Origin of the sequence: Vibrio fluvialis (genome assembly GCF_900460245.1) — a bacterium.
Taxonomy (GTDB): domain Bacteria; phylum Pseudomonadota; class Gammaproteobacteria; order Enterobacterales; family Vibrionaceae; genus Vibrio; species Vibrio fluvialis.
In genome coordinates this window covers 564417-590894 of record NZ_UHIP01000001.1, presented here as the reverse complement: position 1 = coordinate 590894, position 26478 = coordinate 564417, and the positions used below count along the sequence as shown (strand labels likewise).

At 50.5% G+C, this 26478-nt stretch carries 26 protein-coding genes; 5 read left to right on the top strand and 21 right to left on the bottom strand.

What is annotated here, in order from left to right:
- Positions 1 to 74: 74 nt before the first annotated feature.
- From frr to rpsB, 4 genes are all read right to left on the bottom strand, one after another.
- A complete protein-coding gene (gene frr, locus DYA43_RS02740; RefSeq protein ID WP_020331664.1) occupies positions 75 to 632 on the bottom strand; it encodes a ribosome recycling factor in 558 nt (185 codons plus the stop codon).
- 36 nt (positions 633 to 668) lie between these two features.
- Positions 669 to 1400 carry a UMP kinase gene (pyrH, locus tag DYA43_RS02735; RefSeq protein WP_004724892.1) on the bottom strand — a complete coding sequence of 244 codons (732 nt, stop codon included), beginning with the start codon at positions 1398 to 1400 and terminating at the stop codon, positions 669 to 671.
- A gap of 146 nt (positions 1401 to 1546) precedes the next feature.
- Positions 1547 to 2389, bottom strand: a complete 843-nt coding sequence (tsf, locus tag DYA43_RS02730; RefSeq protein ID WP_061056202.1) for a translation elongation factor Ts — start codon at positions 2387 to 2389, stop codon at positions 1547 to 1549.
- Positions 2390 to 2522: 133 nt separating this feature from the next.
- Positions 2523 to 3251 (bottom strand): 30S ribosomal protein S2, encoded by a 729-nt coding sequence (gene rpsB / locus DYA43_RS02725; protein ID WP_020331662.1) that lies wholly within the window; start codon positions 3249 to 3251, stop codon positions 2523 to 2525.
- A 406-nt stretch (positions 3252 to 3657) separates the two neighbouring features.
- On the opposite strand from rpsB, the gene map reads away from it, so the two are divergent.
- From map to DYA43_RS02710, 3 genes are all read left to right on the top strand, one after another.
- On the top strand, positions 3658 to 4500 hold the full coding sequence (gene map, locus DYA43_RS02720; protein WP_020331661.1) for a type I methionyl aminopeptidase: 843 nt from the start codon (positions 3658 to 3660) through the stop codon (positions 4498 to 4500).
- A gap of 149 nt (positions 4501 to 4649) precedes the next feature.
- Positions 4650 to 7274: a bifunctional uridylyltransferase/uridylyl-removing protein GlnD gene (glnD, locus tag DYA43_RS02715; protein WP_024373549.1), complete on the top strand. Its 2625-nt coding sequence runs from the start codon at positions 4650 to 4652 to the stop codon at positions 7272 to 7274.
- Positions 7275 to 7405: 131 nt separating this feature from the next.
- Positions 7406 to 7786, top strand: coding sequence for a DUF3461 family protein (locus DYA43_RS02710; RefSeq protein WP_020331659.1), 381 nt, complete (start codon positions 7406 to 7408; stop codon positions 7784 to 7786).
- Between the two features lie 52 nt (positions 7787 to 7838).
- Here the strand turns inward: DYA43_RS02710 and pgpA are convergent, their stop codons facing one another.
- From pgpA to DYA43_RS02625, 17 genes are all read right to left on the bottom strand, one after another.
- Positions 7839 to 8345, bottom strand: coding sequence for a phosphatidylglycerophosphatase A (pgpA, locus tag DYA43_RS02705; RefSeq protein ID WP_020331656.1), 507 nt, complete (start codon positions 8343 to 8345; stop codon positions 7839 to 7841).
- Complete coding sequence (gene thiL / locus DYA43_RS02700; protein ID WP_061056201.1) at positions 8342 to 9316, bottom strand: thiamine-phosphate kinase; 975 nt, start codon at positions 9314 to 9316, stop codon at positions 8342 to 8344. The genes pgpA and thiL overlap by 4 nt, the downstream gene beginning before the upstream one ends.
- Before the next feature lie 89 nt (positions 9317 to 9405).
- Entirely contained in the window at positions 9406 to 9876 is a 471-nt protein-coding gene (gene nusB, locus DYA43_RS02695; protein WP_004724908.1) for a transcription antitermination factor NusB, read from the bottom strand.
- The gene (gene ribH, locus DYA43_RS02690) at positions 9876 to 10346 is read right to left on the bottom strand and encodes a 6,7-dimethyl-8-ribityllumazine synthase (RefSeq protein WP_004724909.1); all 471 of its coding nucleotides are present in this window, start codon (positions 10344 to 10346) and stop codon (positions 9876 to 9878) included. The genes nusB and ribH overlap by 1 nt, the downstream gene beginning before the upstream one ends.
- 194 nt (positions 10347 to 10540) lie before the next feature.
- A complete protein-coding gene (ribBA, locus tag DYA43_RS02685) occupies positions 10541 to 11650 on the bottom strand; it encodes a bifunctional 3,4-dihydroxy-2-butanone-4-phosphate synthase/GTP cyclohydrolase II (RefSeq protein ID WP_020431928.1) in 1110 nt (369 codons plus the stop codon).
- Between the two features lie 41 nt (positions 11651 to 11691).
- Positions 11692 to 12345 carry a riboflavin synthase gene (locus DYA43_RS02680; protein WP_020331651.1) on the bottom strand — a complete coding sequence of 218 codons (654 nt, stop codon included), beginning with the start codon at positions 12343 to 12345 and terminating at the stop codon, positions 11692 to 11694.
- 3 nt (positions 12346 to 12348) lie between these two features.
- Positions 12349 to 13458, bottom strand: coding sequence for a bifunctional diaminohydroxyphosphoribosylaminopyrimidine deaminase/5-amino-6-(5-phosphoribosylamino)uracil reductase RibD (gene ribD, locus DYA43_RS02675; RefSeq protein WP_061056200.1), 1110 nt, complete (start codon positions 13456 to 13458; stop codon positions 12349 to 12351).
- A gap of 13 nt (positions 13459 to 13471) precedes the next feature.
- Positions 13472 to 13921, bottom strand: coding sequence for a transcriptional regulator NrdR (gene nrdR / locus DYA43_RS02670; RefSeq protein WP_020331649.1), 450 nt, complete (start codon positions 13919 to 13921; stop codon positions 13472 to 13474).
- Between the two features lie 102 nt (positions 13922 to 14023).
- On the bottom strand, positions 14024 to 15274 hold the full coding sequence (locus tag DYA43_RS02665) for a glutamate-5-semialdehyde dehydrogenase (protein WP_024373553.1): 1251 nt from the start codon (positions 15272 to 15274) through the stop codon (positions 14024 to 14026).
- A gap of 11 nt (positions 15275 to 15285) precedes the next feature.
- Positions 15286 to 16419 (bottom strand): glutamate 5-kinase, encoded by a 1134-nt coding sequence (proB, locus tag DYA43_RS02660; RefSeq protein ID WP_038157346.1) that lies wholly within the window; start codon positions 16417 to 16419, stop codon positions 15286 to 15288.
- 123 nt (positions 16420 to 16542) lie between these two features.
- Positions 16543 to 16932 (bottom strand): sigma factor-binding protein Crl, encoded by a 390-nt coding sequence (crl, locus tag DYA43_RS02655; protein WP_020431937.1) that lies wholly within the window; start codon positions 16930 to 16932, stop codon positions 16543 to 16545.
- Between the two features lie 100 nt (positions 16933 to 17032).
- Positions 17033 to 18280 carry an esterase FrsA gene (gene frsA / locus DYA43_RS02650; RefSeq protein ID WP_020331645.1) on the bottom strand — a complete coding sequence of 416 codons (1248 nt, stop codon included), beginning with the start codon at positions 18278 to 18280 and terminating at the stop codon, positions 17033 to 17035.
- Between the two features lie 90 nt (positions 18281 to 18370).
- Positions 18371 to 18835: a xanthine phosphoribosyltransferase gene (gene gpt / locus DYA43_RS02645; RefSeq protein ID WP_020331644.1), complete on the bottom strand. Its 465-nt coding sequence runs from the start codon at positions 18833 to 18835 to the stop codon at positions 18371 to 18373.
- Positions 18836 to 18874: 39 nt separating this feature from the next.
- Positions 18875 to 20167 (bottom strand): NCS2 family permease, encoded by a 1293-nt coding sequence (locus DYA43_RS02640; RefSeq protein WP_020331643.1) that lies wholly within the window; start codon positions 20165 to 20167, stop codon positions 18875 to 18877.
- Positions 20168 to 20438: 271 nt separating this feature from the next.
- Positions 20439 to 21761, bottom strand: coding sequence for a TRAP transporter large permease (locus tag DYA43_RS02635; protein WP_020431940.1), 1323 nt, complete (start codon positions 21759 to 21761; stop codon positions 20439 to 20441).
- A complete protein-coding gene (locus DYA43_RS02630) occupies positions 21751 to 22368 on the bottom strand; it encodes a TRAP transporter small permease subunit (protein WP_061056199.1) in 618 nt (205 codons plus the stop codon). Before DYA43_RS02630 ends, DYA43_RS02635 begins: the two co-directional genes overlap by 11 nt.
- 54 nt (positions 22369 to 22422) lie before the next feature.
- On the bottom strand, positions 22423 to 23439 hold the full coding sequence (locus DYA43_RS02625; protein WP_061056198.1) for a TRAP transporter substrate-binding protein: 1017 nt from the start codon (positions 23437 to 23439) through the stop codon (positions 22423 to 22425).
- Between the two features lie 219 nt (positions 23440 to 23658).
- Here DYA43_RS02625 and DYA43_RS02620 point away from each other — a divergent pair, with 219 nt between their 5' ends.
- Positions 23659 to 25086, top strand: a complete 1428-nt coding sequence (locus tag DYA43_RS02620) for an NAD-dependent succinate-semialdehyde dehydrogenase (protein ID WP_061056197.1) — start codon at positions 23659 to 23661, stop codon at positions 25084 to 25086.
- Positions 25087 to 25118: 32 nt separating this feature from the next.
- Positions 25119 to 26390, top strand: coding sequence for a 4-aminobutyrate--2-oxoglutarate transaminase (gene gabT / locus DYA43_RS02615; protein WP_020431946.1), 1272 nt, complete (start codon positions 25119 to 25121; stop codon positions 26388 to 26390).
- The last annotated feature ends 88 nt before the right edge of the window (positions 26391 to 26478 follow it).

Here is a 26478-nt window from a genome sequence, read left to right as displayed (position 1 = left end):
AAGATGATGAAGGGTAGCATAAAAAAACGCTGTGCTGCGAGCACAGCGTTTTTTTCACTGGCATGACGGGAGAATTAAACTTCCATCAGCTCTTTTTCTTTAGCAGCAAGCACTTCATCAATGCGTTTAACTGCAGCGTCAGTCAGCTTCTGAATCTCGTCTTGTGCTTTGTGCTCGTCATCTTCAGAGATTTCTTTGTCTTTCAGCAGCGCTTTTAGATCACTGTTCGCATCACGACGAATGTTACGTACCGCTACACGGCCGCCTTCAGCTTCACCACGTACGATTTTAACCAGGTCTTTACGGCGTTCTTCAGTCAATGGTGGCAGTGGAACGCGAATAACTGTGCCTGCTGACATTGGGTTCAAACCCAGATCCGACATCAGGATCGCTTTTTCAACTTTAGGTGTCAGTTCTTTATCAAACACGGTGATCGCCAGAGTACGCGCGTCTTCTGCGACTACGTTAGCGATTTGGTTAAGAGGTGTTGGAGCACCGTAGTACTCAACAGAGATGCCAGATAGCAGGCTTGGGTGCGCACGACCAGTACGAACCTTTTGCAGGTTGTTCTTCAGTGCTTCAACACTTTTGTCCATACGCTCTTGAGCGTCTTTTTTGATCTCATTAATCACAATTTCACCTTAATTCTTATTTCATCTCGAGAGTGATTATACTGCGGAGCTGATCAACGTGCCTTCCGCTTCACCCATCACCACGCGACGTAGTGCGCCTGGTTTGTTCATGTTGAAGACACGGATTGGCATTTTGTGGTCACGAGCCAGCGTGAACGCTGCCAAATCCATCACTTTCAATTCTTTATCAAGTACATCGTTGTATGCGAGCTTATCATACAGTTGTGCGTCTGGGTTGGCTACCGGGTCTGCACTATAAACTCCGTCTACTTTCGTCGCTTTGAGAACTACGTCTGCTTCAATTTCGATACCACGCAGACAGGCTGCTGAATCAGTGGTAAAGAATGGGTTGCCTGTACCAGCAGAGAAAATCACTACGCGGCCCTGGCGCAGTTGGCTGATAGCATCTGCCCAGTTGTAATCGTCACACACGCCTTTCAGAGGAATCGCCGACATCACACGTGCGTTCACGTAAGCACGGTGCAGCGCATCACGCATTGCCAGACCATTCATTACTGTTGCCAACATACCCATGTGATCACCAACGACGCGGTTCATACCTGCTGCTGCCAGACCGGCACCACGGAACAAGTTACCGCCACCGATAACAACGCCAACCTGAACACCAAGTTCTACCAGTTCTTTCACTTCTTGAGCCATACGGTCAAGAACGGCTGGATCGATACCAAAACCTTCTTCGCCTTGAAGCGCTTCACCGCTAAGTTTTAACAGAATACGTTGATATGCTGGTTTAGGGTTCGTTGTCATGGACTTTACCTTCCAAAGAGAGTTGTTGATTAACAGTCATGGATACACTTAACCATTTAAGCGCATTCATCACGGTTAATCTCGCCTTAGTCGTGAAAAGACCGCAGCCATGGCCACGGTCTTTTTCTGAGCATTCTCGCTAAGGATTAACCTTTTTGAGCTAGTGCTACTTCTTCAGCGAAGCTTAGGCCTTCAGCTTTCTCGATACCTTCACCCACTTCCAGGCGAACGAATGTAGAAACTGACGCACCTTTTTCTTTCAGGACTTCGCCAACAGATTTCTTAGGTTCCATCACGAAAGGCTGACCAGTCAGAGAAACTTCACCGGTGAATTTCTTCATGCGGCCTTCAACCATTTTCTCTGCGATTTCTTTAGGCTTGCCTTCGTTCATCGCGATTTCAACTTGAACTTCACGCTCTTTTGCTACTACGTCAGCTGGTACGTCTTCTGGGTTTACGTACTCAGGACGTGATGCTGCAACGTGCATTGCGATGTGTTTCAGAGTTTCAGCGTCGCCTTCACCAGCAACAACTACACCGATTTTCTCGCCGTGACGGTAAGAAGCCAGTGCAACACCTTCAACGTACTGAACGCGACGGATGTTTACGTTTTCGCCGATTTTCGCTACTAGAGCAACGCGAATTTCTTCGAATTTAGCTTGTAGTTCTTCAACGGTTGCTTTCGTTGCCAGAGCGTCTTCAGCTACTTGGTTAACGAATGCAGTGAAGTTAGAGTCTTTTGCTACGAAGTCTGTTTGGCAGTTCACTTCAAGAAGAACCGCTACGCCGTTTGCTTCTTTAATTGCGATAGTACCTTCAGCAGCAACGTTACCTGCTTTTTTAGCAGCTTTAGCAGCGCCTGATTTACGCATGTTTTCGATCGCAAGCTCGATGTCACCGTTAGTTTCAACAAGCGCTTTCTTACATTCCATCATACCTGCGCCAGTACGTTCGCGCAGTTCTTTTACTAGAGCAGCAGTAACAGCCATTCTCTATTCCTCAGTTTGATTCTGGATATGGTAAAAATTAGGGGCCTACATTTTCGGCCCCCAATGCTAACTATAACTTAGCTTATGCTTCAGCTTTGTGGCACATAGAGCTAAGTGTAACTCAGAGCCGCTATTATTCAGCTTCTACGAAACCGTCTTTGTCAGCAACTGCCGCTACGTCTTTGTTACGGCCTTCGCTTACTGACTCTGCTGCTGCGTTCAGGTATAGCTGAACTGCACGGATTGCGTCATCGTTACCTGGGATAACGAAGTCAACGCCGTCTGGGTTAGAGTTAGTATCAACAACCGCGAACACTGGAATGCCCAGGTTGTTTGCTTCTTTAATTGCGATGTGTTCGTGATCAGCGTCGATTACGAATAGAGCGTCTGGTAGGCCGCCCATATCTTTAATACCACCAAGAGACTTCTCTAGCTTCTCCATTTCGCGAGTACGCATTAGAGCTTCTTTCTTAGTCAGCTTGTCGAAAGTACCGTCAGTAGACTGGATCTCAAGATCTTTCAGACGCTTGATTGATTGACGAACAGTTTTCCAGTTAGTCAGCATACCGCCCAACCAGCGGTTGTTAACGTAGTACTGGTTGCTTGCAAGAGCAGCTTCTTTAACAGCTTCAGATGCAGCGCGCTTAGTACCTACGAAAAGAACTTTACCTTTCTTCTCGCCAACTTTAACTAGCTCAGCAAGAGCTTCGTTGAACATTGGTACAGTTTTTTCTAGGTTGATGATATGAACTTTGTTACGAGCACCAAAGATGAATGGCTTCATTTTTGGGTTCCAGTAACGAGTCTGGTGACCGAAGTGAACACCAGCTTTCAGCATATCGCGCATTGATACAGTTGCCATTATATAATCCTCTATGGGGTTAGGCCTCCACATCCCCCATGTCTCCGACTTCTCAGCTTAGCTGGAAGCACCCCGGAACACGTGTCGGAATGTGTGTGATTTAAAGTTTAATGTTAGTGGACTCGACGCTGCTTCGCCAAAATGAAGAAAACAGACCGAGATTCCGGCGCGCTTTATATCATATTTGGCCCTTGTGTGGCTAGAAAAAATTACCTTTTTCTCCGAACAGCGAGCCGTAAAGCCCGCTCATTTGGCGTGCAGTTTGGCTCTCTGTTTTGCCTGCATCTCCGCGAGTGAAGCGACTCTAATTCTCATTCTTACTCGCCTCACTTCTTGCGCTTCCCTCTTCCACTGTTACAATAACGCCATTAGCACAACCTGTGCCTAGAGTTAGTAGAGAAAGCCGATGTCTGTAAAAATTAAGAATGCTGAAGAAATTGAAAAAATGCGCGTAGCGGGCCGTTTGGCAGCTGAGGTTCTGGAAATGATTGAACCTCATGTAAAAGCGGGCGTAACGACCGAAGAACTGGATCAGATTTGTCATAAGTACATCACTGAAGTTCAAGGCGCAATTCCAGCACCTCTCAACTACCACGGTTTCCCTAAATCTATCTGTACTTCAATCAACCACATCGTGTGTCATGGCATTCCAGCGACTGGCGACAGCAACTTTGGTCAGCTAGTGCGCCCTGGCGTACTGAAAGATGGTGACATCCTGAACATCGACATTACCGTAATTAAAGATGGTTACCACGGTGACACGTCAAAAATGTTCCAAGTGGGTGACGTTGCGCCGGCAGACAAGCGTCTGTGTCTGGTGGCTCAAGAGTGTCTGTACCTGTCTCTGAAAAAAGTGAAGCCAGGCGTACAACTGGGTGAAATCGGCACGACGATTGAGAAGCACATCAAGACCAACAACAAGAACAACCCGAGCACTAAATTCTCTATCGTGCGTGATTACTGTGGTCACGGCATTGGTGCCGAATTCCACGAAGAGCCACAAGTTGTACACTACAAGAACAGCGACCGCACTGTGCTGCGTGAAGGCATGATTTTCACCATCGAACCGATGATCAACGCAGGTAAATTTGGCTGTCGTCTGGATGATGAAGATGGTTGGACAGTTTACACCGCTGACGGTAAAAACTCAGCACAGTGGGAGCACACCATTCTGGTGACGAAAGACGGCTGCGAGATCCTCACGCTGCGCAAAGAGGAAAGCATTCCTCGCGTATTCCACAACGCATAACCACATTCACATCATCCCTGCTTCGGCAGGGATTTTTTTATCTGCGCTCCCAAGGCCAGCCATTACGGCGGCGCATCTTGAGCACACTTGGGATTATCTGTTAGATTCAGTCTCAGTATCTTTTGAAAGACTTGCACGGACCGCATTGTATGCCCTATTTATCTCCGCTGAGTTTCAGCGATGAACAACTGACCATCAGCGAGCTCAAGCAACAGCTGGAGCACTTCGCTCAATATCAGAAAGACGAGTTCCTCAATCACAACCCGGTCACCGACTTGGTGCTTGGCCGCGCAGAGTACATGGATCTGTTACTGCGCCGTTTGTGGCAATCTTTTGGTTTCGCCGAGATACAAGACCTGAGTCTGGTCGCGGTCGGAGGCTATGGCCGTGGAGAACTGCATCCACTGTCAGACATTGACATTCTGGTGGTGTCAAAAGACAAACTCAACGACAACATCGCGTCCAAAATCAGCGAGTTCATCACCTTTCTATGGGACTTGCGTCTGGAAGTTGGTCATGCCGTACGTACTGTGGCTGAGTGTGCGGATATCGGTCGTGAAGATTTGACGGTGGCGACCAACTTGCAGGAGGCTCGCCTGCTGTGTGGCAGCGAAGAGACATTCCACCGTCTCAAACTGGTGATCCATTCAGAAACCTTTTGGCCAAGTGAAACCTTTTACCGCGCCAAGATTCAAGAACAACGTGAACGTCACGCCCGTTATCACGACACCACTTACAATCTGGAACCGGACATCAAGTCCACACCGGGTGGCCTGCGTGATATTCATACTCTCAGCTGGGTTGCTCGTCGCCATTTTGGCGCTACTACGTTGTATGAAATGAGTCGCTACGGCTTTCTGACCGACGCTGAGTTTCGTGAGCTGGTGGAGTGCCAGGACTTTTTATGGCGCGTTCGCTTTGCACTCCATCTGGAGCTCAAGCGGTACGACAACCGCCTGACCTTTGCTCATCAGGCGCAGGTTGCCGAACATTTGGGCTTTACCGGCGAAGGTAACCGTCCGGTCGAAATGATGATGAAAGAGTTCTACCGCACGCTGCGCCGCGTAGCAGAACTCAACAAGATGCTGCTCAAACTGTTTGATCAGGCCATTTTGAACAATGGTGAAGAGAGCGAGCCTGAAATCCTTGATGACGATTTCCAGCGTCGTGGCAATCTGATTGAAGCGCGCAAACCGGCACTGTTTCAGGCACGTCCGGAAACCATTCTCGACATGTTCCTGCACATGGCCAACGACTCCACGATTGAAGGTGTATCACCTTCGACGATGCGTCAGTTGCGCACGGCACGGCGCCGCCTGAACAAGTTTCTGCATACCATTCCGGCAGCTCGCGAGAAGTTCATGGAGCTGGTACGCCATCCGAATGCTCTGCACAAAGCGTTCAGCCAGATGCACAAACTCGGCGTTCTGGCAGCCTATCTGCCGCAGTGGAGTCAGATTGTGGGTCAAATGCAGTTTGACCTGTTCCACGTCTACACCGTGGATGAACACAGTATTCGCCTGCTGAAACACATTCATGTTTTCTCAGATATGAAAAATCATGAAAAGCATCCGATTTGCTGCGAAGTCTACCCTAAAATTCAGAAAAAAGAGCTTTTGATTCTGGCAGCCATCTTCCACGACATCGGTAAAGGTCGTGGCGGCGATCACTCTGAAATCGGAGCAACCGAAGCGTACGATTTTTGTATCGAGCACGGATTATCAAAACCGGAAGCGAAATTGGTGGCCTGGCTGGTTCAAAACCACTTGTTGATGTCGGTCACCGCGCAGCGCCGGGATATTTACGATCCGGACGTCATCATTGAGTTCGCGAAAAAAGTGCGTGATGAAGAGTATCTGGAGTATCTGGTGTGTTTGACGGTTGCAGATATCTGCGCAACCAACCCGGAACTGTGGAACAGTTGGAAACGTACTCTGCTGGCCGAGCTGTTTTATTCGACGCAGCGCGCGCTGCGCCGCGGGTTGGAAAACCCGGTCGATGTACGCGATCGCATTCGTCACAACCAGCAAATGTCGTCTGCCCTACTGCGCAAGGAAGGCTTTAGTAGCCGCGAAATTGATTTGCTGTGGCAACGCTTTAAAGCCGACTACTTCCTTCGCCATACGCACAAACAAATCGCCTGGCACTGCACCCACCTGTTGCGCCACGATGATCCGACTCAACCACTGGTCATGGTAAGCAAGAAGGCGACCCGGGGCGGCACGGAAATCTTTGTCTACACCAAAGACCAGCCCGCGCTGTTTGCCACCGTGGTGGCGGAACTCGACCGTCGTAATCTCAACGTCCATGACGCTCAGATCATGACCAGCAAAGACGGTTACGTACTCGATACTTTTATGGTACTGGATCAGAATGGTCAGGCGATTGAAGAATCGCGCCACAAAGCCTTGAGTAAACATCTGGTACACGTGCTGGAAGACGGCCGCCCGACCAAGATTAAGACCCGTCGTCTGCCGCGCAACTTGCAGCACTTTAAGGTGAAAACTCAGGTCGACTTCCTGCCAACCAAGAGTAAGAAACGTACGCTGATGGAATTCGTGGCGCTCGATACGCCGGGACTTCTCGCCACCGTCGGTGCGACCTTTGCAGAGCTGCATCTCGATTTGCACGCGGCTAAGATCACCACCATCGGTGAGCGCGCAGAAGACTTGTTCATTCTGACTGGCGCACACGGCGCCCGATTGAGTGAGGAAGAGGAGTTGGCCCTGCGCGAAAGGCTGATTGAAAACGTTTCCGAATTGGCGCCAAGCTAAGTGGCACAAAGGAATAGCGATCTTGTCCACAACTTAAGCGTATGGGTAGAAACTAAGCTATCTACCACAGGATTAGACTGCTACATTGAATTCAGGTCATTGATGTAACAAAAATAATATAGAGGTCGCTTATGTTTCCACACCTCACGGGTTTAGGGATTACAGATCCAACGCAGATTGAACGCTATTCATTGCGTCAGGAAGCGCACAAGGATGTCTTAAAAATCTATTTCAAAAAGCAGAAAGGTGAACTGTTTGCCAAGAGTGTAAAATTCAAATACCCAAGGCAAGTTAAGAATGTGCTGGTTGACAGCGGTAGCCATCAATACAAAGAGGTCACAGAGATTAACCGTAATCTGACCTTAATCATCGATGAGCTGAACCAAATCACCAAGCATGTTCAGATTACACAAGTGGACGTGAAACAGAAGATCCTGAGCGACTTGCGTCACCTGGAAAAGGTGGTTGCCAGCAAAATTGCGGAAATTGAATCCGATCTGGAAAAACTGTAATACCATTCATTCGATAAAAAAGGTTCCCACTTGGGAACCTTTTCTTTTATGTTTAGCTTAACCAACCAGCCCAGTAGCCGACCAGAGCCAGCGCTAGCGCAGACATCACGCCTGCAACCAGATCGTCAAGCATGATCCCCAGTCCGCCGTGCACGCGTTTATCGAGCCAGCCAATCGGCCAGGGTTTGACCATGTCGAAAAAGCGAAACAACACAAAACCCGCAAGCAGCCATTTCCATTCAAACACTGGCAGTTGTAACATCGGCACAATCAGCATGGTGATCCAGAATCCGGCAAATTCATCCCACACAATTGAGCCGTGATCATGCACCTGCATGTCATCCGATGTTACCTGGCAGATCTTAATCCCAATCAGGCTGGCTGCAATAACGACAACGATATACAGCGTGAGCGGCAGTTGCGCCAGCAACAGGTAAAAGGGCACAGACGCCAGAGTTCCCATAGTGCCCGGCACTACAGGAGACAAACCGCTGCCAAATCCGGTGGCGAGCAGATGCCATGGATTTGTCATCGACAAACGAGATTTCGGATTGGTCATTCTGATTCCTTAAAGTGATCGTATCCGCGCAGATTCCAGTCCAGCTTTTCGCCGTTGTTATGCAATTCAAATGTGCCTTGCGGGCGAATCTGGCCAATACACGTCACTTTGGTACCGCAGTGCGCTAATGCACTGTCCAGCGAACCTTTGTTCTGCTCGGGTACGGTAAAACACAGCTCATACTCTTCACCGCTGGTGAGAGCGTATTTCTGTGCGGTTTGAATGTGGCCGACAAACTGACGCAGTTCCTGAGACATCGGCAGAGTACTGACATCCAGGCTGACGCCAACATTGGATTGACGCAGAATATGACCCAGGTCGGAAATCAGACCATCCGATATATCGATGGCTGACGACGCCAGATTGAGCAGTGCCTGCCCCACCAAAATACGTGGTGTCGACAGGTAATGGCGCTTTTCCAACTCCGGCGCAAACGGCTCATGGCGTTTAGCCTCGTCCAGAATCACATCCAGCCCCGCTTTGCTGTCACCAAGCTCTCCCGTGACATACACCCAATCGCCGACTTTGGCTGTGCTGCGCAGCAACACTTTATCCTGCGGCACGAATCCCTGCACTGTCAGGGTAATGCTGAGCGGGCCTTTGGTGGTATCGCCACCAATGAGCTGAATGTTGTAGTAATTAGCCAGGTCAAAAAATGCCGTGCAGAACGGCTCCAACCAGGCTTCATCAATTTCAGGCAACGTCAGTGCCATGGAGACCCAAGCCGGGGTTGCGCCCATGGCCGCCAGATCGCTTAAATTGGATACCAGCGCTTTGTGTGCCACCCAAGCCGGGTTGGCATCGACCAGAAAATGAATGCCAGCCACCATGGTATCGGTGCTGATAGCAATGCGCACATTATCTGGCGCTTTGACAACCGCACAATCATCGCCGAGAGCGAGATGCACGTCTTTACGTTGTGGTTGGCGTGAAGAAAAGTATTTGTCGATTAGGTTAAATTCACCAAACATCGGAAATTCCAAGTCTTTCAGAACAGAGAAGAGTGTAGCAGCGAAATAAAAGAGGTCAGCGTATGCTGACCTCTTTATTGTAAAGCGAATTACGATTTTTTGCGTACATGAGGTGCGGCTTTATCCAGTACCCCGTTCACAAATTTGTGGCTGTCTTCTGCAGCGAAAACTTTAGCCAGTTCAATCGCTTCGTTAATCACAACTTTGTAAGGTACATCTTCACGACGCGTCATTTCGTACATTGCAAGGCGAAGCAGAGCAAGCTCCATCATATCCAGGTCTTGCATTGGACGAGACACGAACGGACGTAATTTACTGTCTAGCTCTGTGTGGTTAAGCACTACACCCGCTAAAAGATCACGGAAGTATGCAACGTCAGTCTCTGGAGCAGCAAGTGCTGGTTCAGACGCATGATGCTCTTCTTCATCATACTTACCACCTGATAAGAATTGCTCTTCAATAGTCGCAACATTATCTTTAGTAATTTGCCACGAATAAATAGCTTGTAGCGCAAATTGACGTGCATTACGACGTGCGGCTGGTTTCACACTGGCCCCCATTAGGAATCAATTTCAGAAAGAACGTTAATCATCTCAAGTGCGCTCAGTGCAGCTTCTGCACCTTTATTACCAGCCTTGGTTCCTGCGCGTTCAATAGCTTGATCGATTGTATCAACAGTCAGAACACCAAATGCTACCGGAATGCTGAATTCCATAGACACTTGTGCCAGACCTTTATTCATTTCACTACAAACATAGTCAAAGTGAGGCGTACCACCACGAATTACTGAACCTAGCGACACGATAGCGTCGAATTTACCGGTTTTAGCAACACGTTGCGCAGTCAGAGGAAGCTCTACTGCACCTGGGCAACGAACGACAGTGATGTTTTCGTCGCTTACTTGGCCGTGACGTTTCAGAGTGTCGATGGCACCAGACAGCAGACTTTCGTTAATAAAACTGTTGAAACGAGAAATCACAATCGCAACTTTTGCATTTGGTGCTGGGAAACCACCTTCGATCACTTTCATAAGCTTTCCTTTAACTCTGTTCATCAAGTGAGAATCGCCGGATTCTAGCACAAATTTGTGAGCGATATCTAATGGAAATTTGACACGCTATTTGCATACCAGCAAGCAGCTCAACCTGAGAACAGCATTGAATCTGAATTATTAATAGAGCACAGCGACTTGCCGCTCAGGCCGAGCGGCAAACTGTAGAGGAATTATTCGCAGACGTATTCGACCACATTGAGGCCAAAACCGCCCAGCGCATGGTATTTCTTGTTGGCAGACGACAGCAGACGCATATCACTGACACCTAAGTCCGCCAGAATCTGCGAACCAACGCCAACACGGCGTGATGTGCCCTGCTTTTTGGCCATCGCTGGCGCTTCGCCTTTGTCTTGCTGTTCAAACATTTTCACGCGGTGCAGCAGCAGTTCAGATGACTCTTCGTTCCCCAGAATGACCAGCACGCCGCCTTCCTTGCCAATGCGTTTCATCGCTTTGTCCAAAGTCCAGCTACGCTCAGCGCTGCGATCACTGCGCAGCAGGTCAGTAAAGGTGTCTTGCAGATGCACGCGCACTAAAGGAGTCTGAGTTTTCGGATCGCCTTTTTTCAGCGCAAAGTGAATTTGGTTATCGATCACATCCCGGTAGGTCACCAGTTCAAACTCACCATACTCAGTGGGTAGTTTGCACTGCGCAACACGTTCAATCGTGGTTTCTGTGTTGTTGCGGTACTCAATCAGATCCGCAATGGTGCCCAGTTTGATGTCATGTTTTTCAGCAAACACTTCCAGATCCGGGCGACGCGCCATGGTGCCGTCATCATTAAGGATCTCAACAATCACAGACGCTGGCTCAAGACCTGCCAGACGAGCTAAGTCGCAGCCTGCTTCCGTATGGCCCGCGCGAGTCAGTACGCCACCATCCTGTGCCGCCAGCGGGAAAATGTGCCCCGGCTGCACAAGGTCCGATGCTTTGGCATCTTTCGCCACCGCCGCCTGCACAGTGCGCGCGCGGTCTGCAGCCGAAATGCCCGTGGTTACACCTTCAGCCGCTTCAATCGACACGGTGAAGTTGGTGGTATATTGCGCGTTGTTATCCTGAACCATTGGTGGCAAACCTAAATTACGGCAGCGCTCTTTGGTCATTGTCAGACAAATCAGGCCACGCCCATGGGTCGCCATAAAGTTAATAGCGGCTGGGGTAATATGCTCAGCGGCCATGATCAGGTCGCCTTCGTTTTCACGGTCTTCATCATCCATCAGGATGACCATTTTACCTTGGCGAATATCATCGATAATTTCTTGAGGCGTACTAATTGGCATGATTCTCGTCCTATTTTCAGGCACGCACACTGGTGTCAGTGTTACGCGAAACCATTTTGTTGTAAGAATTCCATTGTAATGCGAGACTCTGGCTGTTCATCACGTCCGCCATTCAGCAGACGCTCCAGATAGCGAGCCAGTACATCAACTTCCAGATTTACTTTGCGGCCAACCTGGAAATGATCGATTGTTGTTTCTTGCGTGGTGTGCGGCACGATGGTCAGCTTAAAGGCATTTTTGCGCAGATCATTAACCGTCAGGCTGATGCCATCGACAGTAATGGATCCCTTTTCAGCCACGTACTTGCTCAGTTCAGCAGGCATGGCAACCCAGAGTTCGATCGCACGACCAACCGGGTTACGCTCAACGATTTCACCGACGCCATCCACATGACCAGACACAATGTGGCCACCAAAACGCGTGGTGGGCAACATGGCTTTTTCCAGATTGACTTTATCGCCCACTTTGTAGTCGGCAAAGCCGGATTTTTTCAGTGTTTCCAGCGATAAATCAGCGCTATAGCTGTGCGAGTTAAACTCAACGACGGTCAAACACACGCCGTTGGTTGCAATACTGTCGCCAAGCTTTACATCGCCCATATCCAGTTTGCCCGCATCGACCGAGATGGTGATGTCCTCGCCTTTTGGCGTAATCGCCGTCAGCGTACCGACAGCTTCGACAATTCCAGTAAACATAGTTTATTCATCTTTCAGTTCAGGCGTCGCCACGACGCGAATATCCGGGCCAACCATTCGGCAATCCTGAATATTGAGATTCAGAACCTGCTGCATATCGGTCAGCCCTAAAGCACCAAACAAGCCGCGTCCGTCGCTGCCCATGATTTTCGGTGCCAGATACAAAATCAGTTCATCCACCAGTTGTTGCTCAAGCAGAGACTTGGCCAGCGTCGCGCCAGCCTCTACCCAAATATGGTTGATGTTATGGTGCTTAGCCAGATCAGCCAGTGTCTCAGCCAGGTTCAGTTGCTCATGCTCATCAAGTGCAACACAGACATCAGCTTGCTCACCCGCGACACGAAGCACGGCCCCATCATGAGCATACAGCTTGAGGTCGCCATGCAATTGGTGTTGGCGATCAAGGATGACACGTATCGGCTGGCGCAGTTCTTCCTGCAGATACTCAGCCTGTACGCCAGTCGGAAGCTCCGCCCAACGCACGCTCAGCGATGCGTTATCAGCCAGTACAGTCTGACTGGTCGACAGCACCGCTCCTGCTTTCGCACGGTAAGCCTGCACATCCTGGCGAGCCTGTTTTGACGTAATCCACTGGCTGCGGCCATTGGCCAGTGCCGTTTGGCCGTCCAGACTGGCAGCCATTTTCAGTTGTACAAATGGCATACCTGTTTTCATGCGTTTGATGAACGCAGGATTGAGTGCCAGCGCATCAGCTTCAAGCAGGCCAACCTGCACATCAATTCCGGCATCACGCAGCATCTGAATGCCACGCCCGGAGACTTGCGGATTGGGATCTTGCATTGCGCAAACCACTCGCGCCACGCCCGCTTTAATCAGGCCTTCTGCACAAGGAGGCGTGCGACCGTAATGAGAACACGGTTCGAGCGTGACATACGCCGTTGCACCAACCGACTTCTCGCCCGCCATACGCAGCGCATGTACTTCAGCGTGTGGCTCACCTGCGCGAAAGTGGAAACCTTCGCCAACGATGGACTCGCCCTGGGTAATCACGCAGCCGACATTTGGATTGGGCGCCGTTGTGAAACGCCCGCGCTGAGCCAGTTTGATCGCGCGGGACATCATTTGATAATCAAAAGAGGTAAATGTAGGCATAGTCAGATAATGATCAATCTTCGAGTTTGGCAATCTCTTCGCCAAATTCCCGCACGTCTTCAAAGCTGCGGTACACGGAGGCGAAACGAATATAAGCAACTTTATCCAGCTCTTTGAGCTGTTCCATCACCAGATTACCGATAAGCTTGCTCGGGACTTCACGTTCCCCCGTCGCTCGAAGCTTCGATTTGATGGTGCTGATGGCCAGTTCAATCGCATCGGCACTCACCGGGCGTTTTTCCAGTGCGCGTTGCAGACCACCAATCATTTTATCTTCATCGAACGGTTCACGGTTTCCGTTGGATTTAATCACCCTTGGCATCACCAGCTCCGCGGTCTCAAAGGTGGTAAAGCGCTCATTACAAGCCAGACATTGGCGGCGGCGGCGCACTTGATGGCCATCGGCTACCAAACGTGAGTCGATCACTTTTGTATCGTTCTCAGAACAAAAAGGACAATGCATATCACCTCCATAACAAGGCTTTCAGTGTACCGGAATTAGTTTGGCGAAGAAAAGGAAAAGGGGCTAAATCGCCCCTTTTGTCTACAACTTACGCTTATTTTGTTAACTACGTGACAAGTAGTTCGCTTTGCCCACCCACTTGTAGCTGGTCAGCTCTTCCAGCCCCATCGGGCCGCGAGCATGCAGTTTCTGGGTTGATACCGCCACTTCGGCGCCCAAGCCAAACTGCGCGCCGTCAGTAAAGCGCGTCGATGCATTGACATACACCGCCGCAGAGCCTGCCGAGTTGATGAAACGTTCAGCGTTCACCAAGCTGTTGGTCATGATGGCATCGGAGTGACTGGCGTTGTGCTCGCGCATGTGGTCAATCGCTTCGTTAACGTCACGCACCACTTTGACGCCCAATGTGTAGCTGAGCCATTCGGTATCAAAATCACCCGCCTGAGCATCACGAAGTTCAGTCGCCGCGCTCATCAGCGCTTTTGCTTTTGGCTCAGCAACAAAGGTCACTTTGCCGTTGAGTTTTGCCACCAGTTTTTCCAGCAGAGGCTGAGCAATCGCTTCATGCACCAGCAGCGTATCCAACGCATTACACGCCGACGGACGTTGTACTTTGGCGTTCTCAATCACGTCCACCGATTTATCCAGGTCGGCACTCTCATCAACGAAAATATGGCTGATACCAAACCCGCCGATGATGACCGGAATCGTGCTGTTTTCTTTACACATTTTGTGTAGGCCCGCACCACCACGCGGAATAATCATATCCACGTAATCGTCCAGTTTCAGCAATTGCGTCACCAGTTCACGATCCGGCTTTTCGATGTACTGCACGGAGGCCGCAGGTAATTGTGCTTTTTCCAATGCGGACTGAATCACTTTGACCAGTTCCATGTTGGAGAAGAAGGTCTCTTTGCCGCCACGCAGAATCGACGCGTTACCGGTTTTCAGGCACAGCGCGGCAATATCGATAGTGACGTTTGGACGCGCTTCGTAAATCACTCCGACCACACCAAGTGGCACGCGACGACGCGACAGCGACATACCGTTTTCCAGCACTTTGCTGTCGATTTCGCTGCCCACCGGGTCGTTGAGGCTGATCACGTTACGCACATCGTTGGCAATCGCGTTCAGACGCGATTCATTCAGCAACAGTCGGTCCAGCAACGCATCGGTCAGGCCCGCTTCGCGGCCCAGTTGAATATCTTTGGCGTTTGCCGCCAGAATCTGTGCTGCGTTCGCTTCCAGCTCATCAGCAATGATCGCCAGAGCTTGGTTTTTCTGTGCCGTCGAGGCGGTGGCGAGTTGAAAAGCGGCGTCTTTAGCCGCTTTTCCCATTAAGGTTAAATCCACTTTCTCTCTCCCTATTCCTGGATCACGACCATGTCGTCGCGGTGAATCACTTCGGAGCCATAATCGTAGCCCAGAATATCGATAATCACTTTGCTGTGTTTGCCAGCAATTTTAGCCAGATCGTGACTAGAATAAGCAGCAATGCCGCGAGCCACTAAATGGCCATGGCCGTTGGTCACACGCACCACTTCGCCACGGGAAAATTCCCCCTGCACACGTACCACGCCTTTGGCCAGCAAACTGCTGCCTTTGGTCATTACCGCGCGTACCGCACCCTCATCAATAAAGATGTCACCTGAAGCTGCAGGTCCCGCCAGAATCCAGCGTTTACGGTTTTCGAGCGCTTCTTCCAATGGCAGGAAGCGCGTGCCTTGTGGCGTTTCGCTCAGCGAATCAAAGATCACGTTCGGCGCTCGGCCCGCTGCAATAATCACTTCGATGCCAGCGCGGCGTGCAATATCAGCTGCCTGTAACTTGGTCGCCATACCACCAGTGCCCAGTGTCGTGCCACTGCCGCCAGCAATTTTACGCAAGGTGTCATCGATGGTTTTGACTTCTTTAATCAGCTCAGCATTGGGGTCTTTGCGAGGATCGGCGGTAAACAAACCTTTCTGGTCAGTCAGCAGCAATAATTTGTCTGCACCACATAAAATACCCACCAGCGCTGACAAGTTATCGTTGTCACCGACTTTGATTTCGTTGGTCGCCACCGCATCGTTTTCATTGACGATAGGAATGATGTCATTGGCTACCAAGGCATTAATGGTGTCACGCGCATTAAGAAAACGCTCACGGTCTTCCAGATCAGCACGGGTCAGCAGAATCTGACCAATTTTGATGCCGTAGATGGAAAAGAGCGATTCCCAAGCCTGAATCAACTGACTTTGCCCCACGGCTGCCAGCAGTTGTTTGCTGGAGATCGCGTTGGGCAGTGCGGGGTAACCAAGATGTTCACGGCCTGCTGCAATGGCACCAGACGACACGATCACGACTGAGTGACCTTGTTTTTTCAGCTCAGCACATTGACGCGCCAATTCGACCATATGCGCACGGTCGAGCGCCAACGTACCACCGGTAAGAACACTGGTTCCTAGTTTCACGATGACAGTTTGTGAAACTTTTCCGCTTTGTTGATTCGTTTTCATGATTTCTTCTGTGATGGAAAACATTTAAGAGAGGATGTTTTAGCAATCAACTGCGTAATGCACAAGCAGAAAAAGGTGCTAAAAAGCACCTTTTTGATTCACTGGTCAATCAGACGGGTAAAACTAGACGAATTCGATTGACTGATCGTGGAAAGATAACGACAGAGCGAAACGTTCTTTTAACGTTTTCTCTAACTTTTTATGAAATTCTTCCTGGGTTCGATTGACTTCCGGTAGCGCATGCTCAGGCAGCTTATCGGTATCCCATTCCCCGGCTAGGTTGTATCGTCCGATATGATACTTAGCCTCAAACCCCTCTGACGTCGGACTCAGTTCCATCCACCATCCCCAGAATTCACGTTTCTCTGGCGATTTTTTATCGTTTACACAAAATGCAAGGCAATCAAACAGATAGAACCCTTCTTTGCACTGTCCTTCGCGCAAATAAGGACCAATAGCTTTCATTGCTGACAACAAACGATAATGGGTAGGACTTTTCGTCACCTCTGACATATTGACTCTCCGTTTCAATGTTAAGAATGACTATTATTTTTAATAATCATATGTTTAAAAAAACATACATTCATCACTCTTAACTAAATTAGGGCAAATGTCACCTACAGAGTTCGTCTTCCAGCCAGTTTATCGCTAAATCGAGGGATTGCTCATATCCTTGTGTAATTGTCTTACTCTTAATTTGCTTCGCTTTTCCGCCCTGACTAAAGATCGCCACCAGCTGGTTATCGCTGTACGGCGACACCGGATCGCCTTCCAGCCCCATAGCGAGAATCGGCACTTTGGTGCGACGACTGGACAGGAAGCCCTGTACTTTCAGCGACCAGGCCATCATCTGCCCGGACAGGCTGTCGATATCCACGGCAGATTTGCCAAGGCGCGATGCCAGGACATCCAGATACATTTTGGTCATCAGCTTCATCTTGTTCGGTGAAACCAATACGTCATGAATTGGCGCTCCCAACGACACACAGGCGCGAATGCGTTCCGGCTCAAGAAACGAGAGGCGAACCATCGCATTGCCGCCAAAACGAAAACCGACCAGCCCGACACGGAAATGGTCTACCCATGGTAGTGTATTCAGTTGATTCAGTACGGCCTGATGCAGACATGAGGAATCTTCCGTGAGCGCCCAGTGCGAGCTGTGGCCAACAGAAGGCATATCAATGGTCAGCATGGCGATATCACGCTTAACCAGAAAATCGCGGAACAAGCGCCACATATCGGTCTGCAGGCTATCGAGCCCGGCACTGACGATCACCACAGGTTGCGGCTTCTCGGTATTGGAAAGGTGCAGGTGACCGACAATTTTTTTGTTCTGATACGGAAACTCGAGACGTTTGACCACGTATTTGGTCAGATTCGACGCTTCGGTGTACGCGTTATTGGCCAAGACCTGAGCCTGAATCGACAGGTTGTCATTTTTCAGATGCGGATAACCGGCAATACTGAAACAGAGCGATGCGGCGAACATTTCATCAGCGGCCTCTTCACCCTGCTTTTGCGACGCGCGCGCCTGATGGCGCATGCCTAACTTCGTCCATTCGTACGCCCAGTTACCACTGCGATACCCCATTACCGTATCCAGCCAACGCTCCTCAGTACGGGAGTGTTTCGAGGAAGCAATACGGGCCAGAACTTCTTCTTGTTCAACCGGGTCAATCCCCTGCCAGGCCCATTGCAGACGGCGCAAGTTACGATACCAGGCGTAGCCATCCTGCTCTTTCTTCTGTTCGAGGAAATCCTGACTGCTTGGCATGTACTGGGTGAGAGAGGACGTTTCTTTGGCTTGTTTGTGCTTTTGGAACAAAGTCTCAGAAAGGTTTTTACTGATTTCTTCAGACATAACGCGTCTCTGTTAAGAGGAATGGCCTAATAGTAATAAAAAAAATGGCCCTATACAGGGCCATTATCAAATAAAGTTGAGAATCACGGTTTATTTTTGTTTACGGTTGACGGGTTCAACGTAAGACAACACCATGTCCCAAGGCTGTTCAATCCAAGTATCTTGCGGGATATCAACAACGTACTGATCCACCAGGTCACGACCTGCAGGCTTCGCGCATACAGTCACAAACTTAGCTTTCGGGTACATTTCACGAATTTTACGTGCAGTATCACCACTGTCTACCAGGTCATCAACAATCAGGAAACCTTCGCCATCGTGCTCAGGCGCTTTCAGAACGCTCATGTCACGCTGATGATCGTGGTCGTAGCTCGAGATACACACGGTATCCACGTAACGAATACCCAGTTCGCGAGCCAGAATCGCAGCTGGTACCAGGCCACCACGGCTTACACCCAGGATACCTTTCCATTGTTCTGCAGGCATTTGAAGTTCAGCCAGTTCACGGCAGTACTTCTGCATATTGTCCCAAGTGATAACGAATTTTCTACTCATTGTTATAGACCTAAAGTTTGGAAATGTTTTTTGCCAGTGTTACGCGGCAAGAATGTATTTGACTGCAAAGATGATCGCCATCACCCAGACGCTGAGTGATACGTTGCGACCTTTGCCACTCAGAAGCTTAATCAGCGCGTACGCGATGAAGCCCATTGAAATACCTTCTGCAATTGAGAAAGTCAGTGGCATCAGAAGACAGGTTACCACCGTCGGGGCCGCTTCTGTCAGATCACGCCAGTCAATGCTGACTAGGCCTGAAAGCATCAGAATTGCGACATAGAACAGCGCACCTGATGTTGCGTAGGCTGGGATCATACCCGCTAATGGCGAGAAGAATAATGCAAGTAGGAACAAAATACCAACCACAACTGCGGTCAGACCGGTACGGCCACCCGCCGCGACACCAGACACACTTTCTACGTAAGAAGTGGTGTTTGACGTACCCAGCAGAGCACCCACAGAAGTCGCGGTTGAGTCAGCCAGCAGCGCGCGGTTCAGACGTGGAATCTTGCCGTCTTCACCAATAAGGCCCGCTTTCGTTGCCACACCAACCAACGTACCCGCCGTATCAAACAGGTCAACGAACAGGAAGGCAAACACGACTGAAATCATACCTACTTCAAACACAGAAGAGAAATCCAGTTGCATGAACGTCGGTGCGATGCTTGGCGGAGCCGACATCACGCCGCCCCACTGCACGTCACCGAAAATCAGGCCCAGAGCGGTGATCGACAGAATGGCAATCATTACCGCGCCTTTCACGCCGCGGTGTACCAACGCGATGGTCAGGAAGAAGCCCAGAGCTCCCAGTACCGCAGGCAGAGAAGTAATCGCACCCAGAGAAACCAGAGTCGCTGGGTTGTCTACCACGATACCGGCATTTTTCAGCGCGATGAACGCCAGGAACAGACCGATACCCGCAGAGATACCCGTTCTGAGTGACATTGGAATCGAGTTAATGATCCACTCACGAATCTTAAACAGGCTCAGCAGAATGAACAGCACACCCGAGCAGAATACCGCCGCCAGTGCCACCTGCCAGGTGTAACCCATGCCCAGCACAACCACATAAGTGAAGAATGCGTTCAGGCCCATACCCGGAGCTTGTGCAATTGGGTAGTTCGCGATCAGACCCATGATGAAACAGCCAACCGCCGCTGCCAGACAGGTAGCAACAAAGACTGCACCACGATCCATTCCGGCATCTGAAAGAATCGCTGGGTTAACGAAAATAATGTATGCCATTGTCAGGAAGGTGGTGACCCCTGCAATGATCTCAGTGCGCACGTTGGTGCCATTTTCACTGAGTTTGAATAGCCTTTCCAGCATGTTCGAATCCTAATAAAGGTAAAAAGTAAACGGTTGCGTAATCGATTGGGCGCAGATTATAAAGTTATCAAATCACAAATTCCAGACGGAATTTGCATCGATTTTGCAGAAACTAAGAAAGAACTATGCACGGTTACACATAAATGGCAGGCGTTTCGACTAGAAATTAACCGACTTGAATGAGAGTTCAGAAATGAGAACAACCTCTCCCTTTTGCTTGGCTGCACATCAGAGAGAGGTTGTGAATATCAGAAGCGTACCATCGACTGGATTAGGAATTCATCACCTTATTAGGCAACCAGGTGACCAGATCCGGGAACAGCATACAGATCACCAAAACCACAAATTGCACCATGATGAATGGGGTGACGGATTTATACAGATCCATCATCGTGACCCCTTTCGGCGCGATGCCTTTGAGGTAGAACAGCGCAAACCCATAGGGCGGCGTCTGCACCGCAATCACAATGTTGAGAATCATCAATACGCCGAACCAGATGGGGTCATAGCCGAGCGACACGGCCACCGGAGTAAATATCGGCGCGCACATCAGCACAATAATGAATTCATCAATGATAAAACCGAGCAGCAGCATAATGACCTGGAACATCATGATGATCACAATCGGCGGCAGATCGAGATTCTGAGTAAAGCCCGAGACCATGCCCTGAATGCCCATCAACAGATGGAAATTACTGAACACCGACGCCCCGAGAATAATCCACATCGCGACACTCACCAGCATGGCGGTTTGCATGCCAGAACGCATCAGCAATTCCGGTTTAAAACGCTTAAACAGAATCGAGAGCAGAATCGCCCCCATCACGCCCAGCGCGCCGGATTCGGTTGGCGTCGCAATCCCGGCAATGATGCTGCCGAGTACCACCACAATCAGAGCAAATGATGAAGCGCCATCACGAATGGTTTTAAACAGCTCATAGCCTTTAGGCACTTCGATGTCATTATCGATATCCATCGGCGCACGTTCCGGACGCAGCTTACAGCTGATCACCACATAACTTATTAGCAGCACGATGGTAATCAGCGCGGGTACCATCGCGCCGAGAAACATCTTGCCGACCGAGTTCTGAGTGGACGACGCGAACATGATCATCGGAATGCTCGGCGGAATCAGAATGCCCAGTGAGCCGCCCGCCATAATAACCCCAAGCGCCAGCTTCTTATCGTAGCCACGTTCAAGCATAGGTTTGAGCGCAATCGAACTGGAGGTCATGATGCCCGCACCAATGATCCCTACCATGGCACCGATCATCGAACATACGCCGATCACGCTGATCGCCAGCGATCCTCGCACACGGCCGATAGCCAGTTGGCTGGCATTAAACATGGCATCGCCGATCCCGGAACGCGTCAAAATCTGTCCCATGTAGATATAGAGCGGGATCGCCAGCAAAATAAAGTTAAAGAAGGTGCTCTCGACGGTAGTCGGAATAATATTAAACAGCGACTCCCCCCACACCAGATAACCGACACCCATTGCGATCCCACCCAGCGCCAGACCAACCTGGGCACCAAGAACGAACGCGGTCAGGATACAACCCAACAGAAGCAGGGTTAACATCTCAATTCCCATTTGGGCTCTCCTTGTCAAAAACGGAATCCAGCTGGTCGTTATCGACCTTAAATGGCTGCTCAGTCAGATTGACGTGCTGGTGAACCTCACCATTCAATTCGCGGCCTTTGATCAAAAAGAACAGATTGGCAATCAGCTCCGTAGAATGCTGGGCAATAAAAATCACCGCAGAGACGGTAATCATCAGCCAGAAGTGATGCATGGCCGGAGCCCATTCACTCTGGGTTTTGTAGTTAAATTCGACACTTTCGATGAACATGCCGCCACAGGTTTTAGCCATCACGGCCAAGAAGCCCATCGCCAGAATGCTGGTCAGTACATCAAAAATGCGGCGTGTTTTTTCCGACACTTTGGCGTGAATAATATCGACGTTAATGTGCGCTTCGCGTTGCTGAGCATACGCGCCGCCTAATGCCGCAATGTAGCCAAACAAAAACAGCGATGTGTCATAGCCCCAGATAGTCGGGCGGTTCAGCACGTAACGGGCAAACACTTCGTAGAATACGATCGCGGCAAGCACGGGAAGCAAATACGACACTGAGCGTCCAATCAGACTGACGACGTATTTCGTGAACTGGCAATACCTCAGTAAAATGGCTTCAAGCATAGAAATCTCCCTATAAAAACAGGCGAACCCAAACGGGTTCACCTGCGTCGTCCATTATTGTTGCTCGAGAATATCCACCAGCTGCTTCGAGTACTTGTCTTCCGCTGCGTACTCTTTCGCCAGTGACATGCCCGCTTCTTTCCACGCTTTCAGATCCGCTTCTGAAGGCTGCGGGCTCCATTGCAGGCCTTTGGCCTCCATGTCTGCCACCGCTTGCGATTCCCACAGTTTTGATTTCGACATCTGTTCCTGAGCGTGCGCCGCCGTTGCCGCTTTCACGATTGCCTGCAAGTCGGCAGGCAGTTTGATCCACTCTTTCTTATTAACAATGATTGGCAGAACCTGCGCGCCCGCCAGTGGCACCGGGTACATGTATTTCGCCACTTCAACGTGGTTACCATCGCGGTGGTCAATCATGTTCGACCCGATTGATCCATCGATAACACCCGTCGCCAGCGAGGTGTAAATTTCGCTCCACGCCAGAGAAACCGGAGATGCCCCCAGATTGCGCAGGAACTTGCCGTACGCGCCTGGCGCACGAATCTTCAGGCCTTTGAAATCGGCAATCGAATTGATGGGCTGTTTGGTGATGATGTAAACCGGTGGCTGAATGTAAGGATCCAGCCATTCGAGGCCTTGCGAACCGTACGCTTCTTTAAGAATTTTTCCCCAGCCTTTGTCGTGGAACAGCGTGGTCAGTTCAGCCACATCCGACGTACCGCCCGGCAGGCCGACTTCTACCACGCCCGCCGGGAATTCACCGGCATGCATTGGCTGAAACGGTGCGCCCATAGTGATCAGACCCGATTTCACCGCATTCAGAATACCGCTGGTCCCGACGCCTTCACCGGAGTACAGCACCTGCACCGCAATGCGGCCGTTAGACATGGTCTCAATATTTTTTGCCAGGTCTTCATACACCTCACCAAACGCGGTGCCACGGCCGTATAAGTTCGCGAAACGCCAGTTGTACTGCGCGGCCATGGTCGCGGTCGAACACATCAGTGCACTGACCCCGACAGCCGCGGCCAGAACGGCTTTCGCCAGCTTGGTTCCCTTTACACTTAACATAGAAATTCCTCTTCCTGCATCGTTACACTTTTGTTATTGATTTGTTTCCCGACTCAATATGAAGAACGGAAAAGGAATGCGATAGTGCCAGTCGCGAAGTTGTTATGGTACCAGCCAGGCTTGCCGTTCTGGTACCAACGTTTGTGACCAACTGGTACTCAGTGCGACCCACTTTTTGTGTCTAACATGCAATCAACAGCCTACAAAAGAGACACAAATATGGAGCACATTGTTAACAAAACTCTGCTGAATGCGACCTGCGCCGCCAGTGATGACGCGATTGCGGTACTAAACCCCGCCACCGATGAGATTCTGGCCTACATTCCGTCGCTGGATACGCAAACCATTCATGAACTGATTGCCCGTTCGAAACAGGCACAGCTTGTTTGGCAGGAAAAAAGTGCAGCTGAGCGCTCAGTGATTCTCAAGCGTTGGTACGACTTGATGCTGGATAACGCCGACGATCTGGCACGCATCATGACACTCGAACAGGGTAAACCTCTGGCTGAAGCCAAAGGGGAAGTGATGTACGGCGCCTCATTCATTCAGTGGTTTGCCGAAGAAGGCAAACGTACCTATGGCGATACCATTCCGTCACCGGCTGGTAATAAACGTCTGCTGACCGTGAAACAACCGATTGGTGTCGCCGCCGCCATCACGCCATGGAACTTCCCGATTGCGATGATCACCCGCAAGGCCGCGCCTGCGCTGGCCGCTGGTTGCAGCTTCATCGTCAAGCCTGCCAACCAAACACCGCTGTCGGCTTATGCGACCGCCGAGCTGGCCTATCAGGCGGGGCTGCCTCAAGATCTGCTGATTGTGCTCAACAACCATTCATCGGTCGCGGTTGGCGATATTTTCTGCACTCACGAGGACATCAAAAAGCTGTCGTTCACCGGGTCGACTCAAGTGGGCCGCCACCTGATTACCCAATGCGCGGGCACCATCAAACGCACGTCGATGGAGCTGGGCGGCAACGCACCGTTTATCGTGTTTGATGACGCCGACATTGATGCCGCGGTGCAAGGGGCCATTGCCTCGAAATTCCGTAACGCCGGTCAAACCTGCGTGTGCGCCAACCGTTTCTATGTGCAGGATGCGGTGTATGACGAGTTCGTGACTAAATTTGTTGCTGCCGTTGCCGAGCTGAAAATAGGCAACGGCCTTGAAACCGGCGTCAATATCGGTCCGCTGATTGACATCAAAGCCAAAAACAGTGTGCTCGGTTACATCAACACCGCGGTCGAACAAGGCGCCAGCATTGCGCTGGGCGGAAAATCGGCTGGCGGACTGTTTGTTGAGCCGACCGTACTGACCAACGTGACGCAGGAGATGGACATTGTCCAGACTGAGCTGTTTGGCCCGGTCGCGCCAATCGTACGTTTCTCTCATGATGAGGAACTGGTGAGCTGTGCCAATGACACCATTTATGGCCTCGCCAGCTACTTCTACACCAACAATATTCACCGCGCTTTCCACATCGCTGAAAAACTGGAATACGGCATGGTCGGTATCAACGAAGGGCTGATTTCCAACGAAGTCGCGCCATTTGGCGGCGTGAAGCAGTCCGGTTTTGGCCGCGAAGGCGCCAAACAAGGCATCGACGAATACCTCAACATCAAATACCTCTGCTTCGGTGGCTTTTAAGCCGCCGAACGTAACCACAAGGACACGCAAACATGACAAATACGGAATGGCAAAGTCGCAAGGAAAAAGTCGTCGCGAAAGGCATGGCTAACCTGGCACCTATCTACGCAGCGAAAGCAGAAAACGCGCTGATCACCGACATTGAAGGTAAGCAGTACATCGATTTTGCCGCAGGTATCGCGGTCAACAACACCGGCCACTCACACCCACGCATCGTCGCAGCGGTAAAAGAGCAACTGGAGCAATTCAGTCACACTTGTTCCATGGTGACCCCTTACACCAGTTTTGTCGAACTGGCTGAGAACGTGGTCGACATTGCTCCGGGTAATTTCGACAAGAAAGCCGCATTTGTAACGACTGGCGCGGAAGCGGTGGAAAATGCGATCAAATTTGCGCGCGCTTACACCGGCCGTAGCGGCGTGATTGCCTTTAAAGGCGGTTTCCATGGTCGTACAAACCTGTGTATGGGCCTGACGGGCAAAACCGCACCGTACAAAATCGGCTTTGGCCCGTTCCCGAACGAAATCTATCACGTGCCTTACCCAAATGCGTACCACGGCATCAGCCAAGAGCAGAGCCTCAATGCGATTCAGGACCTGTTTGCCTGCGACATCGAGCCATCACGTGTTGCCGCGATCATTTTTGAACCGATTCAGGGTGAAGGCGGTTTCTACCAAGCACCGAACGCCTGGGTCAGCGCGATTCGCGAACTGTGTGACCAACACGGCATCGTGATGATCTGTGATGAAATTCAAACTGGTTTTGCCCGCACAGGCAAACTGTTTGCGTGTGAATACTTCGACGCCAAGCCAGATTTGATCACCATGGCGAAAGGGATTGCCGGTGGCTTCCCGCTATCCGGTGTGGTCGGCAAAGCGGAGATCATGGACTCAGCGACGCCGGGCGGCATCGGTGGCACATACGCCGGTTCTCCCTTAGCCTGCCGCGCCGCGCTGGAAGTGATTAAGATCATCAAAGACGAAAATCTGTGTGAGAAAGCGCAACACGTCGGTCTGCAATTTAAAGAAAGCTTGATCGAAATGCAGAAAGCGATCCCGCAAATCGGGGATATTCGTCAGGTCGGCGCCATGATTGCGATGGAACTCAATGATCCAACCACTGGCCAGCCACTTGCAGACCTGACCAAACAATTGGTATTAAAGTGTCATCACCAAGGTGTGATCTTGCTCTCATGTGGTGTTAAGGCAAACGTAATTCGTTTCCTTCCACCGCTGACCATTGAGTCAGAGCTGATCACGAAAGGCCTGGATATTATAAAAACGGAACTGCAGTCGTTAATCTGAGCGTCAACGATTTCCCAAGGAGATGTGCAGTCATGCACATCTCTTTTCGCTCCCCCTTCGTTGGTACTCATCGGATTCGACTGTTTGA

Coding starts and splice junctions, on each gene's coding strand:
- pyrH (WP_004724892.1), bottom strand. CDS start 1,400: ATGACAACGAACCCTAAACCAGCATATCAACGTATTCTGTTAAAACTT.
- tsf (WP_061056202.1), bottom strand. CDS start 2,389: ATGGCTGTTACTGCTGCTCTAGTAAAAGAACTGCGCGAACGTACTGGC.
- rpsB (WP_020331662.1), bottom strand. CDS start 3,251: ATGGCAACTGTATCAATGCGCGATATGCTGAAAGCTGGTGTTCACTTC.
- map (WP_020331661.1), top strand. CDS start 3,658: ATGTCTGTAAAAATTAAGAATGCTGAAGAAATTGAAAAAATGCGCGTA.
- glnD (WP_024373549.1), top strand. CDS start 4,650: ATGCCCTATTTATCTCCGCTGAGTTTCAGCGATGAACAACTGACCATC.
- DYA43_RS02710 (WP_020331659.1), top strand. CDS start 7,406: ATGTTTCCACACCTCACGGGTTTAGGGATTACAGATCCAACGCAGATT.
- pgpA (WP_020331656.1), bottom strand. CDS start 8,345: ATGACCAATCCGAAATCTCGTTTGTCGATGACAAATCCATGGCATCTG.
- thiL (WP_061056201.1), bottom strand. CDS start 9,316: ATGTTTGGTGAATTTAACCTAATCGACAAATACTTTTCTTCACGCCAA.
- nusB (WP_004724908.1), bottom strand. CDS start 9,876: ATGGGGGCCAGTGTGAAACCAGCCGCACGTCGTAATGCACGTCAATTT.
- ribH (WP_004724909.1), bottom strand. CDS start 10,346: ATGAAAGTGATCGAAGGTGGTTTCCCAGCACCAAATGCAAAAGTTGCG.
- ribBA (WP_020431928.1), bottom strand. CDS start 11,650: ATGCCAATTAGTACGCCTCAAGAAATTATCGATGATATTCGCCAAGGT.
- DYA43_RS02680 (WP_020331651.1), bottom strand. CDS start 12,345: ATGTTTACTGGAATTGTCGAAGCTGTCGGTACGCTGACGGCGATTACG.
- ribD (WP_061056200.1), bottom strand. CDS start 13,458: ATGCCTACATTTACCTCTTTTGATTATCAAATGATGTCCCGCGCGATC.
- nrdR (WP_020331649.1), bottom strand. CDS start 13,921: ATGCATTGTCCTTTTTGTTCTGAGAACGATACAAAAGTGATCGACTCA.
- proB (WP_038157346.1), bottom strand. CDS start 16,419: ATGAAAACGAATCAACAAAGCGGAAAAGTTTCACAAACTGTCATCGTG.
- crl (WP_020431937.1), bottom strand. CDS start 16,932: ATGTCAGAGGTGACGAAAAGTCCTACCCATTATCGTTTGTTGTCAGCA.
- frsA (WP_020331645.1), bottom strand. CDS start 18,280: ATGTCTGAAGAAATCAGTAAAAACCTTTCTGAGACTTTGTTCCAAAAG.
- gpt (WP_020331644.1), bottom strand. CDS start 18,835: ATGAGTAGAAAATTCGTTATCACTTGGGACAATATGCAGAAGTACTGC.
- DYA43_RS02640 (WP_020331643.1), bottom strand. CDS start 20,167: ATGCTGGAAAGGCTATTCAAACTCAGTGAAAATGGCACCAACGTGCGC.
- DYA43_RS02635 (WP_020431940.1), bottom strand. CDS start 21,761: ATGGGAATTGAGATGTTAACCCTGCTTCTGTTGGGTTGTATCCTGACC.
- DYA43_RS02630 (WP_061056199.1), bottom strand. CDS start 22,368: ATGCTTGAAGCCATTTTACTGAGGTATTGCCAGTTCACGAAATACGTC.
- DYA43_RS02625 (WP_061056198.1), bottom strand. CDS start 23,439: ATGTTAAGTGTAAAGGGAACCAAGCTGGCGAAAGCCGTTCTGGCCGCG.
- DYA43_RS02620 (WP_061056197.1), top strand. CDS start 23,659: ATGGAGCACATTGTTAACAAAACTCTGCTGAATGCGACCTGCGCCGCC.
- gabT (WP_020431946.1), top strand. CDS start 25,119: ATGACAAATACGGAATGGCAAAGTCGCAAGGAAAAAGTCGTCGCGAAA.